The sequence below is a fragment of the Rhodococcus sp. AG1013 genome (assembly GCF_003350365.1).
GTDB lineage: Bacteria > Actinomycetota > Actinomycetes > Mycobacteriales > Mycobacteriaceae > Prescottella.
In genome coordinates this window covers 37,848-48,393 of the sequence record NZ_QQAT01000033.1, presented here as the reverse complement: position 1 = coordinate 48,393, position 10,546 = coordinate 37,848, and the positions used below count along the sequence as shown (strand labels likewise).

The window sequence follows — 10,546 nt, the reverse complement described above, 5'->3', positions numbered from 1 at the left end:
GAGCCGCTGACGTTCCTCGACTGGTACGAACTCTGGCTCGCCCGCGCCCTCGACCCGGACCTTGACCAGGTGGAGAGCTTTGCCGAGTTCGCCGATCACGGCACGAACCACGCCTGAGGTGTCACGTTCCCCCTTGCAGCGCGGTTGCGACGACGATCGCCGGGTGTCCTTCGTGCTGGTCCATGGGCGCTCGTCGTGGATCTGGCCGAGGGCGGTCGGACTTGGTGCATCATGACTGTGGAGGGGAGCTGACGTGACGGGTAAGGCGGTGGGGGGTTCCCGGGCGTCTTTCGTCGGAACGTCCTGACGTCCATCCCTGGGCTCAGTGCCGCGATTGCAGAAGCCTTCACGGCGGTGGATCGGGCGGCCTACCTGGAGCGGTTCCGCGCGCCGGGGAAACGGGAATGGATCGACGCCTCGAAGCCTCTGTCGGCCGATGCCGCGGCCGCAATCTACAGCGACCGGGCACCGGCCACGCTCGCAGTCGGGAGGTGCGCCGGCATCCTGCGTAGGTGAGCATGATGAGCGTCGCTTGGATGTCGAAGCTCAACGGCGCTTCGTCTGAATCGCCAATTTGCACTTGAGGTCGTGGTTTTGCCCGCCTTCTTACGACCTGTCCCAGTCCCGCTCACCGATCGTCAAACAGGACACCCATGTTGGGCACCTTCGGGCCATCAGCAACTGTCAGCGGGCTGAACCACCAATGACATACAGATGATCTTGTGGGCCGTGCCGTTGAACTTTGTCGAGCTCATTCGAGAAAGCGGCCTGGGCTGGTGGGTCACCCGTACCCGCGACATCGCGTGAAGCTGGTCCGCGCTCACTGGTCCGATCGGTAGATGCGTCGGATGACCCCGTCGAACCCGACGCTGAGGTAGCCCGTCGTGCCCTGCTCGTCGTTCGTCAGGTTCATCTCGACGATCGGCCCGCTCGCTCCGATGATCACGTGCGCCGAGGTCGGGTTCTCGACCCGGAGGGTGCGGTCTGCTCCGGAGAACAGCCCGATCACACGTGGCAGGTTTTGCCGGAGCGGAGTGAGATCGTTGGGGACCGCGTCACTGCTACGCGAGGACGTGCCCTGGTCGGTGAGTTCTCCTGTACCGGAGATGAGTTGGTAGCGGTAGCTCTGGTCCTGGCCGGGCTTACCCTCGATGGGTCGCTCTATTTCGGCGCGGTCAGGGTAGATGGTGATGCGGTCGACGACGAGGTCGCCGAACTCACGCTGGATGTCGTCGAGCATCTGCCCGAACCCTGCCAACGTGAACAGCGCCGAGCTGTCCGAGGTCTCCGGCGCCGCCCAGTTCGTTCCCGAGTCGGGCGCCTTGCCCACCAGCGTCACGAACAGCAGCCCCCCTGCGAGCGCTGCCCCGGCCAGGACCACGGCGCGGCGCCGTGGCGTGGATCCCGGAAAGGTCGACGCAGTGGAAGCCGACACAGTGGAAGTCGACGGCGCGGGCTGCGGGTCCGGGGGTGGCGGCGTGAACCGTGTTCTCCCGACGACCTCGTCGGTGAGCTGCAGGTCACCGACGAGCCGGTCGAGTTCGTCGAGGGTCGCTGCGGTGGCGGCGGATTCGACGCGCGACCGGTGTTCGTCGGGGCTCAGCTGCCCGGTCTCGTAGGAGGCGTCGAGGAGGGCGAGGGCGTCGGCCCGGTCGATGTCCCGAGCACGTACCGGCACGGTCGTCGCCCGTCGGCGGCGGTTGGTCGCCATGGTCACCCCTGCCGTGCGGTCTGGACTTCCACGATCTCGCCGCCGAGTGTCGCTGTCACGTTCCCTCTGGACTCGTCGTTGTCCACGACGTACACGGTGACGAGCGACTGGCCGTCGTTGGCGCGGATCGCGACACGATCGATGCGTCCGCTGGGCAGATGCACCTGTTGGAGCGCGCCGGTGATCAGGCCACCGATGCGGTCGGCATCGAGCTGAGCGAGGTCGACCGTCTCCCGATCCCGATCCCGGAGACCGGGCAGGTTGGTCCACTGCTCGAACCCGCCGGTGAACCGCCACCGCAGGTACCGGTGCGGCTGCTGGGGAACCATCCGCACGACGATGGCGTCGTCCCGGTACAGATCGACATCGTCGGCGATCGTGTCGCGGAACTGCAGTTCGAACAATCGCACGAACTCGCGGATGCCGTCGGCGGTGTGCAGGTTGATCGGCTCGACCGCGATCGGGTCCGGTTCACCGGCCGCCGCAGGCTGGGCAGCAGTCGATCCTGAACCATCGGTCGACTGGTCACCACCGGCAACACTGCTGGACAGCAGGTAGCCGATGACGCCGCAGACCACCACCGCCGAAACGAGCATCGCGGCCAGGACGAGGCCACGGCGGTGCGACTGTCCGGCCTCGTCGGCGGGCGACTCCGGCGACTCGCGAAGATGGTCTGGGACCTGCAGATCCTCGGTGAGTGCCCACAGATCGCCGAGCGTCTCCGCGTGCATCGCGGCCGCGGTGCGCGCCTCGTAGTCGTCGACACCGAGCTGACCGTCCCCGTACGCAGCGTCGAGCAGGCTGCAGGTCTCCGCGCGGTCGATGTCCCGCGCCCGGGTCTTGGGTGATCTTGAATCGGGCACGCCCCGATCCTAGGAAACGTGCTGTGACACCGACGACACCGAGGCGATCAGGGGTGCCCGGACCACGGACTACCGTTGGTCGCGATCGTCAAACAGGACAGTCGGTAGCAGGGCCTTCGTCCGTACGCTTCCACCCAGCGATACGCGCCCGGCACAGCGCCTCCAGCGCCTCGTGCTCGGCGCGCCAGCGGGCATGATCTTGCTCTGATCCTGGCCACGTCTGTGAGCGCCGATCTACCTCTGCAGGCAGTGTGTCGATGGTGCCGCCATGCCAACACCCGACCGATAAGTTGTGGCCGGCGGCGGTGCGGGTGAGAGTCGCGGCGACGGACTGGGAGCCGATGGGGTAGACGACGAGGATGTCCTGGCGCTCGGTGACAGTTGCTCGGCCGTACACCTCGGCGTGGCCGGATACCCTCGCATCGCCGGACACGTCCGCGTTGCCGTACACGCTGGCGTTGCCTTCGACCTCGGCGTCGCCGAATATCCTCGCCTCGCCGTGCACCGTCGCGTCTCCGGACACGTCCGCGTTGCCGAACACGGTGGCATCGCCGTACACCTCGGCATCGCCGTATACCCGCGCGTCGCCGTGCACCCGCGCGTCTCCGGAAACCACCGCGTTGCCGGACACCCTCGCGTTGCCTGAGGCCTCCGCGTTGCCTGAGATCTCCGCGTTGTCGGATACCCATGCGTCGCCAAACACCCTCGCGTCGCCTGACACCCACGCGTACCCGGAGACATTGCGCTCGCATTCAACCCACCCTCCGACGTCGCCCTTGCGGACGCCGTACCGTGGCATGTCGCGTGTGGCACGGATGCGATTCAGGTTGCGGCCGAAGTAGTTTCGCGTTTCGTCGGTCAGCTCGAAGTGCTTGCCGGTCATGTCGTCCTTCGCTTCTGGTCTCCGTCCCCACGCACAGCTCAGCCGGGGCACAAGACGGCTCGCCGGCATGAGGAGGCTGGCGGCGAACATTCTCCCCTGGCCTTCCCATTCCGCAGCTCTCGATCCAGTGTCGCGTTCGGCGATCGATAAACAGGACACGTGGCGGGGCGGGGAGCCCGCGTACAAGAATTTCCCGCTGGCCGGATCCGCGCCCGGGAAACGAATGGCGCGTTGTAAGCGTGGTGCCACACATAGGGTGTCGAGGTGTCCAACAAGAACGCGGAGGGGCCGCGACAGGTCGAGCTCATCGGTCCCGCCGGCGGGGTGATGACGTATTCGATCGCGGGTGGTCTCATCCTGGCCGGGCCGATCGCCGGGTGGGCCGACGGTTCGCTGGCGACCGGCCTGTGGTGGGGAGTCTTCACCCTCCCGATCGGAATCGGGCTTGCAGTCAGTACTTACGGGTGGCGCTGGGACGAAAAGCGATTCCGGGCCTCCGGGATCGCGGCGACGGCGGAGATCCTCGCCGTCAACCGGATCCGGGGCAGCGACGAGGGCCAGGACATCGCCGAACTGACGGTCCGTATCAGTGGCCCGGGTTTTGACACGTTCGACGCGGGCTGTGAGGTGCCCACAGGTAGCGTGCGACCGCAGGTCGGTGACCGGCGCACGGTGATGGTGGAACCGTCCGACCTCACCTTCGCCATCGGCTATGACCACCTTTTCCAGCACGACTAGCTGTAGTTCCCGGGGACGTTGTGGACGCCGACGCGGTCGAGTCACCCGGATGAGTGCCGCGCGCCTCACAGGCCCAAACTCAACGCGCCGACCAGGATCATCGCTGCGCCCGCGAACCGTCCACTCACGTCACCGAACGGGATCATCTTCTCCAGCAGGACGAAGATGGCGATCGCCGCGATCCACAGAAGGTTCATCACGCCGCCGACGAACAGCAATCCCATCAGGATCCAGCAGCAGCCCACGCAGTAGGCGCCGAGCGTACGGCACTGCTTCATCGACCTGCTCACCCCTCAGCAACTCGAGGTCCTCGGCGACATCGCGGACACCGTCAGCGACCACCTGAGTACAGAACATCCCTGATCCGCCGGATGATCGACCCTGTGACGCACGGCCCGTGGGAACGGCCGTCTACGGCCGGATTTCGCGGTCATCTGTCGTGAAAGACGTTGATGTCGCGGGACGATCGGAGAAGTTCGTCCGGAACCTACCCCCGGCGGGTTTCTCGTTCGATCGGAGACCTAGCCTCAATCTTTCTCGAGCCCCGCGTGCTGGCCTGAGCGGTTTCGGATCGGTGTCGGCAGTGCCGCGAGGCGCCTGAGTCCGGCGGTCAGTAGGTCGACCTGCGGTGCGTGCGTGGACAATCGTAGATGGATGCGGAGGGCGTGCAGGGTGATGCGCCCGGCAATCGAAAAAGTCTGCAGCCGTGGCTGTTCGGGTTCCCACCGTCGGTCAGGGTGGCCCTCGAATGCGAACAGTTGCGTCCACGCTGTCAACTCGCAGACCGGCTCCACGATCGCCCGCCAGATCCGGTTCTGATCGGATCCGTGTAGCGGAAGGTTCTGTGGTCCAAATTCTTTCGCGGTCCGGATGCGGTCCTCGCAGTGGGCCCGATGCTGGCGCCGCAGTTCCAGATCCGGCAAATGGCAGCAGATGGTGGTGACGAACGCGGTCAGCCGCAGCCCGTCGTGGCCGGTGACCCGCAACTCTGCGCCGGGGTGGTCGAGTCGGCCCGCATCCGCTTGGCGGCAGCATGAACCAAGAGTGTTGCGCCTGCCTCGCCTGGTGTTCGATGGTTGGATCGCCAGCAGGACACTGACGCGTCATTGGAGTGTGAATGAGCTACGACTTCGGTATCTGGAAACGCGCTGCGACGACGAAGACCGCTATGGTCCTCGACGCCTGGCATGCAATTACCCAGGAACATGGACATCCGGCGATGGGGGACTTCGACGCAGAGGCGGTCCTTGCGGAGATCGCTGCCCTCTTTCCGGGTGAGGCGACGGATCCTGACAACGCACTGATCGCGAGTTCGGGTCGAGATGGCGAGACCGCATGGATCATCATTCATGCCCCGCATTCGGCGGTTGCGCGCTACACAGGCGTCCTGATGGAGGTGGCACTGAGCCATGGCCTGATGCTCTGGGATCCGCAGCGAGGTGCCGTCTCGGTAGCTCGCACTGTGTGAGCAGGGCATCGTCCGCGACCGTCATTGTCTTCCTTGCCGAGGTGCGCGCGATGGCACAGTATTCCGGGCATGGGATTCTCACTGATCTTCGTACGCGTCCACGGAGACGAGCAGCGCGACGCGGATCGCGATGCCGTCGCCGCCTTCCTCGAGACGCGCGGCCTGCGCGCGGCGGGAAGCGCCGGCCGAGGTTCGCTTCTCGTCGATGCGGACGGGCAGGCGCTCTCGTTCGACGGGCATTGGACCGACCTGCACCTCGACCCGCTCGATCAGGAGGAGCCGTTGAGCGGTGGGATCGATCACGCCTCGCTGTCGGACGAGGAGACGACGTTCATCTATGAGCTGTGCGTCGCGGCGGGGTTCCTCATCGCCAATCTGCAGGGCAATCCGACCTACCTCGTCCCCGGCGCCAACCATGCCCCGGAAGATGTGCCCGATCAGGAGGACATCGACTGGGTGAACAGCGCCGCCGAGCTACGGCAGGCGCTCGCCGGCAACTTCGACGACTTCCGCGCATGGCGTGACCGCGTGGTCGCGCAGTACGCGGACGGGCGGGCAGACCGCGAGTAGCGCGCGCCAACCCGGCTGCTTCTCGATCCGGGGAACTGTCGTCCCCGGTCGTTAGGCTGTCGCAATGTCGATGAACTTCATGCTGGGCTTCGTGCCGAACACCGACCTCCCGGCCTTCGGAGCTGACGCCGAATCGACCACCGACTTCGACGGCGCGAGCCGCAGCACCGCGGCCGGCCCGTCGGCCGCGCAGGTCGGCGCGCACGTGCTGCTCGTGGATCCCGGTCTCGATCTCCAGCAGCTTCCGCAGCTCTCCGGGCCGCCCGCGGGAACGGTGCTCGTCACCCTCGGTGGCACGAGCGACGTCTACGTGGTCCAGTCGTTCGGCGACGACCCCCGCCTCCGAGTGCTCGCCGAGCGCGAGGTCGCCGAAGACCTCGGCGCCCCGATCGACGCCGAGGCGGTGTTCGAGACCGAGGACGACCCGGAGGACGCGCACCTGGAGTTCGTCTGCCGCCTCGCCGGGATCACGGTCGAGGAGCTGTGGAATCTCGAGTGGGCGCCGCTCGCGTCGGGCCGGGGCGGGTTCTTCGGCCGTCTCTTCGGTCGCTGAGGCTCAGTTCGGATCGCGCTGAGACGCGGCCGGCGTCTGCCCGACTTCGTCGGCTCAGGCATGCTCGACGGCCATGGCGCTCTGGAACTCTCCGTTCAGCTCGAAGGCGGGGAGCATCAGCGCCGTCAGCGCGTCGCCCCAAAGAAGTGGCGATCGCAGATGTGGCCAGGAACAGCGGCGGATCATGCCCGCCGGCGCGCCGAGTATGAGCGCTGGAGGCACTGTGCCGCGCGGCCACGCTTACTCTCGGTCTCCACCAGGTGGCTCGGACAAGTAGATCCGAACCTGCAGCTGTTGTTGAGATGAAGCGAAACTAGCAAGATGACCCACCTTGATTGACAAGCTCGACGTGTTGATCGACTGGCCCTAACCTGCGCGGATGACTGAAATCGGCCACCTGTTGGTCTGAGTTCTGGCTAGATTTGCTGCCGACTCCTGTGCAAGTCGAAACTTCCCGACCCGAGCAATTGCGCTCCGGCAGCGCTCGCAGTCACGCGCGACCAACACCTCACCTATCCGCTGTTCAGCCGATAGACTCTCCCGTATGGCTGGGGCGATCGACTCCGCAAAACGGCGCACGGCACAGGCCCTGCTGGCGCTGCCTTCCGGCGCCATCCGGCGCCTGGCGGGGCAGCCCGTGGAGGTCGAGGGCAACATCCTCGACGCCGAGATGCAGCTGATTCTCAGGCTGCAAAGGGTCGAGGGCAAGCCATTCGACGAACAGCCGATCCCGGAGGGGCGTCGCGCACTCGTCCGCAGCGCCAGAACCGTCGGTGGGGACCTGCCGATCGGCGCGGCCACCGATCTCGACATCGACGGGCCAGTTGGTCCGCTCCGGTTGCGGTTCTACACCCCGCGCGGTCTGGCCACGGCATCCCCTGCCCTGTTTTTCGTCCACGGCGGCGGCTTCGTGTACGGCGACCTCGACAGCCATGACGCGATGTGCCGCTTCCTCGCGGAGCGGGCGGGCATCCGCGTCGTGGCGGTCGACTACCGGCTCGCCCCCGAGTTTCCCTTCCCCGCCGCTGGCGCCGACGTCGAGACCGCGTACTCGTTCGTGACCGCCAACGCGACCGGCCTCGGCATCGACCCAACCCGAATTGCCGTCGGTGGCGACAGCTCGGGTGGAAATCTCGCCACGGTGCTCGCTCAGCGCGCCGTTCAGGGGGAAGTTGCGGTACCGCCCGTATTCCAGCTGCTGATCTACCCGGTGGTGGATTTCGCCGTCAGACGCCCCAGCCGATCGACCTATGCGAGCGGGTTCTTCCTGTCCAAACGTTTCGTGGCCACCAGCGAGGACAGCTATGTCACCGCCGGGACTAGCCGGACAGACCCGCTACTGTCCCCGATCTACGGTGACCTCACCGGACTGCCGCCCGCCTACGTGGTGACCGCCGGGTTCGATCCTTTGCGCGACGAGGGCAATGAGTACGCCGAAAAACTGCGCGACGCAGGTGTCGCGGTAGAGCATGTCATCGAACGCAGACTCATCCACTCCTTCGCGAACATGGTCGGCGTTGGACGATCAGGCCCTGAAGCAATGGGCCGGGCCGCGTCCGCGCTGCGGCAGGCACTGTTCAGCCCTGCGATCAGTTCCCCGGCATCCCGCCGGCTGGGGTCGGACAGCTCCGTTCACCACGAAAGTTGATCCCGGCGACCGGGATGAGCCCTTCGACAGGCCTGGTATTCGTCGATCAGCTGCGGCGTTCGCGGTCTTCCAAGAGCCCGCGCAGGTACTCGGCGGTGTCCGGGCGCGCGGCGTCGACGGCCAGGACGATGCGTTCGCGGCGATCGTCGGGCAGCGCGGCGAGCGCACCGATGAACTTCGGGAGTTCGTTCCTCCGACGCATGAGTAGCGCGTTGAGGAAGTCGGGCACCTCCCGCCAGCGCACGCCGTGGCCGAGCTCCATGATCGCGAACACGCGGTCGAAGTTGCTCGGGAAGTCCTTCTCGTTCGTCCAGGCGCGATCGACCCGACCGCTCTCGCGGAACGCCTCGGCGGCGGATCTCCAGTCCTCGGGCCAGTCGTCCGGGATCGGGTCGAGCACCGGCTTCCTGTTCGTGCCGCCGAGTGCCTCGTGGATCGGTTCCCACTGCTCGTCGTCACGGACCCAGCGGCCGAGCGTTCGGCGCACGAGCGCGCGTTGCGCATCGCCCCAGGTGTCGGTCGCCGTGAGAAACGCGCGGGTCGCGTCCTCGCTACCCGTGACGAACATCGAGCCGGTGCGGATGCTGTCGTGATCCCCGCGCGACTCCAGCCAGTTCGGCAGCACCCGGGCGGTGGCGGCTCCGCCCGTTGCCGGATCGGCTTGCGAGAGAACACCGTAGGCGGCCTCGTAGATGCCGTAGTCGTCGAGCGGGTGCAACGACCACAGGATCGCCTCGACGGTTTCCGCCTCGACGGCCTGCCCGTCGAGAGCATCGAGCATCGCGAGGTACCGATCGATGCCTGCCTGCTGGACGGCGTCCTCCTCATCGCTGAGCGGCTCCGCCTCGTCCTGATGGATGCTGCCGCCCCGGCGGATCAGCTCGTCCCGCCACGCCTGGTCGCGACCCTCGTCACTCATCTCCGGTCCCGTCGTTGAGCAGCAACATGATCGCATCTCGGTCATACGGCAGGCCGACGCGCATGAGCGCCAGACCCGCGTTGCCGATGTTCGTTCCCCACAACTTCTCGTTCGCCACCAAAGCCGCGAGGAACTGTCGCTGAGGCGCGCCGATGTTCTCGGGTACCGGTGGGTACTCGCCCGGAACGAACTCGACCTCGGGGAACGCGGCACGAAGCAACGGCCCCCAGTCGTTGTCGGCCGTGTACGGGGTCGAAAGCTGCGCCATCGCAACGGCCGCCGGCAGGATCGCGGCGAAGGACGTTTCCCGTTGCAGGAGCGAGTTCAGCAGCGTGAACCGGACGTGCATGGGAAAGCTGCTCGGTTTCTGTTCGAACCACTGGTCGACCTCTTCCGGCTGAGTCAACGCACGAACGAGTTCTTCCGCCGCCTGCCCGGAAGACGGCAGATGCATTGCGGCACACGCGCGGATCGCCGGGTCGGCGTCGGCGAGCCAGCCGCTGACGTCGGCTCCGACGGTGCCGAGAGCGAGAACAGCCGCGGCCCGGTCGTCACGCTCCGTGGCGCTGTCGGCGAAGGAACACAGCGCTGCGGCGACTCGGTGCTGATACAGCGCGGTGGAGTTGCCGTTCCACCGCGCCAGCGCGCTCACCGCCCCAGCCTTGTGGGCAACGGCATCCGATCCCATGAGCTGAAGCAGACCCTCCAGGACCGGGTTCGTCTGCTGCCGGAGCGCCGGGATGGCGAGGGTCATGAGCACGCCTGCCACAGGCGACTCCCACGCCTCCTCCGATTCTTCTTCATCGTCGGACGCCAGCGTCTCGAAGAACTCGCGTGCCTCCTCGTCCGAAGGCGGCACGACCTCGCTTTCGTCCTCGACCAGCTCCCCGGCCTGGGTCAGACTGTCGCCCGCCGCATCGAGGAAATCCGCCAGCGCAGGCAGGCGCGCTGAGGCGGTCTTGCGGTCCGCATCGCCGCTCCAGAACGACACGGCTTGTGCAACAGCGGCAACCGCGGGTGCCGTCGCCGGGTAGATGGTGCCCTGATGCAGCACCGCACTGTACAGATGCTCCATCGCCGTCGAGAACGCTGTCTCGTCGGCACCCGCCAACGCCTCCAGATGAGCGGGCGTGTCCATCGCCACGCCATAGGCATGGAAGAGCCGAGCCCAGTCGCACGTCTCGCTCACGCGA

General features: G+C 66.6%; 11 protein-coding genes and 1 pseudogene. 5 read left to right on the top strand and 7 right to left on the bottom strand.

What is annotated here, in order from left to right:
- Positions 1-820 precede the first annotated feature (820 nt).
- From DEU38_RS26820 to DEU38_RS26810, 3 genes are all read right to left on the bottom strand, one after another.
- Complete coding sequence (locus tag DEU38_RS26820; protein WP_114724409.1) at positions 821-1,711, bottom strand: DUF1707 domain-containing protein; 891 nt, start codon at positions 1,709-1,711, stop codon at positions 821-823.
- 2 nt (positions 1,712-1,713) lie between these two features.
- Positions 1,714-2,574: a DUF1707 domain-containing protein gene (locus tag DEU38_RS26815; RefSeq protein ID WP_114724408.1), complete on the bottom strand. Its 861-nt coding sequence runs from the start codon at positions 2,572-2,574 to the stop codon at positions 1,714-1,716.
- A gap of 88 nt (positions 2,575-2,662) precedes the next feature.
- The gene (locus DEU38_RS26810) at positions 2,663-3,457 is read right to left on the bottom strand and encodes a polymer-forming cytoskeletal protein (protein ID WP_114724407.1); all 795 of its coding nucleotides are present in this window, start codon (positions 3,455-3,457) and stop codon (positions 2,663-2,665) included.
- 264 nt (positions 3,458-3,721) lie between these two features.
- On the opposite strand from DEU38_RS26810, the gene DEU38_RS26805 reads away from it, so the two are divergent.
- Positions 3,722-4,195: a hypothetical protein gene (locus DEU38_RS26805; protein ID WP_114724406.1), complete on the top strand. Its 474-nt coding sequence runs from the start codon at positions 3,722-3,724 to the stop codon at positions 4,193-4,195.
- A 65-nt stretch (positions 4,196-4,260) separates the two neighbouring features.
- On the opposite strand, the gene DEU38_RS26800 is transcribed toward DEU38_RS26805, so the two are convergent.
- Both DEU38_RS26800 and DEU38_RS26795 read right to left on the bottom strand, forming a co-directional pair.
- Positions 4,261-4,473, bottom strand: coding sequence for a DUF2182 domain-containing protein (locus DEU38_RS26800; protein WP_114724405.1), 213 nt, complete (start codon positions 4,471-4,473; stop codon positions 4,261-4,263).
- A gap of 249 nt (positions 4,474-4,722) precedes the next feature.
- Positions 4,723-5,196, bottom strand: a pseudogene (locus tag DEU38_RS26795) (transposase); the annotation flags it as partial.
- 116 nt (positions 5,197-5,312) lie between these two features.
- Here DEU38_RS26795 and DEU38_RS26790 point away from each other — a divergent pair.
- The 4 genes from DEU38_RS26790 (at position 5,313) to DEU38_RS26775 (ending at position 8,434) form a co-directional block, all read left to right on the top strand.
- Positions 5,313-5,663: a hypothetical protein gene (locus tag DEU38_RS26790; protein ID WP_114724403.1), complete on the top strand. Its 351-nt coding sequence runs from the start codon at positions 5,313-5,315 to the stop codon at positions 5,661-5,663.
- Positions 5,664-5,732: 69 nt separating this feature from the next.
- Positions 5,733-6,233, top strand: coding sequence for a hypothetical protein (locus DEU38_RS26785; RefSeq protein WP_114724402.1), 501 nt, complete (start codon positions 5,733-5,735; stop codon positions 6,231-6,233).
- Between the two features lie 64 nt (positions 6,234-6,297).
- A complete protein-coding gene (locus tag DEU38_RS26780) occupies positions 6,298-6,786 on the top strand; it encodes a hypothetical protein (RefSeq protein ID WP_114724401.1) in 489 nt (162 codons plus the stop codon).
- Positions 6,787-7,330: 544 nt separating this feature from the next.
- Positions 7,331-8,434, top strand: coding sequence for an alpha/beta hydrolase (locus DEU38_RS26775; RefSeq protein WP_114724400.1), 1,104 nt, complete (start codon positions 7,331-7,333; stop codon positions 8,432-8,434).
- A gap of 46 nt (positions 8,435-8,480) precedes the next feature.
- Here DEU38_RS26775 and DEU38_RS26770 read toward each other — a convergent pair whose 3' ends face one another.
- Positions 8,481-9,353 (bottom strand): hypothetical protein, encoded by an 873-nt coding sequence (locus DEU38_RS26770; protein ID WP_114724399.1) that lies wholly within the window; start codon positions 9,351-9,353, stop codon positions 8,481-8,483.
- Complete coding sequence (locus DEU38_RS26765) at positions 9,346-10,542, bottom strand: hypothetical protein (protein ID WP_147283592.1); 1,197 nt, start codon at positions 10,540-10,542, stop codon at positions 9,346-9,348. The genes DEU38_RS26770 and DEU38_RS26765 overlap by 8 nt, the downstream gene beginning before the upstream one ends.
- Positions 10,543-10,546: the final 4 nt, after the last annotated feature.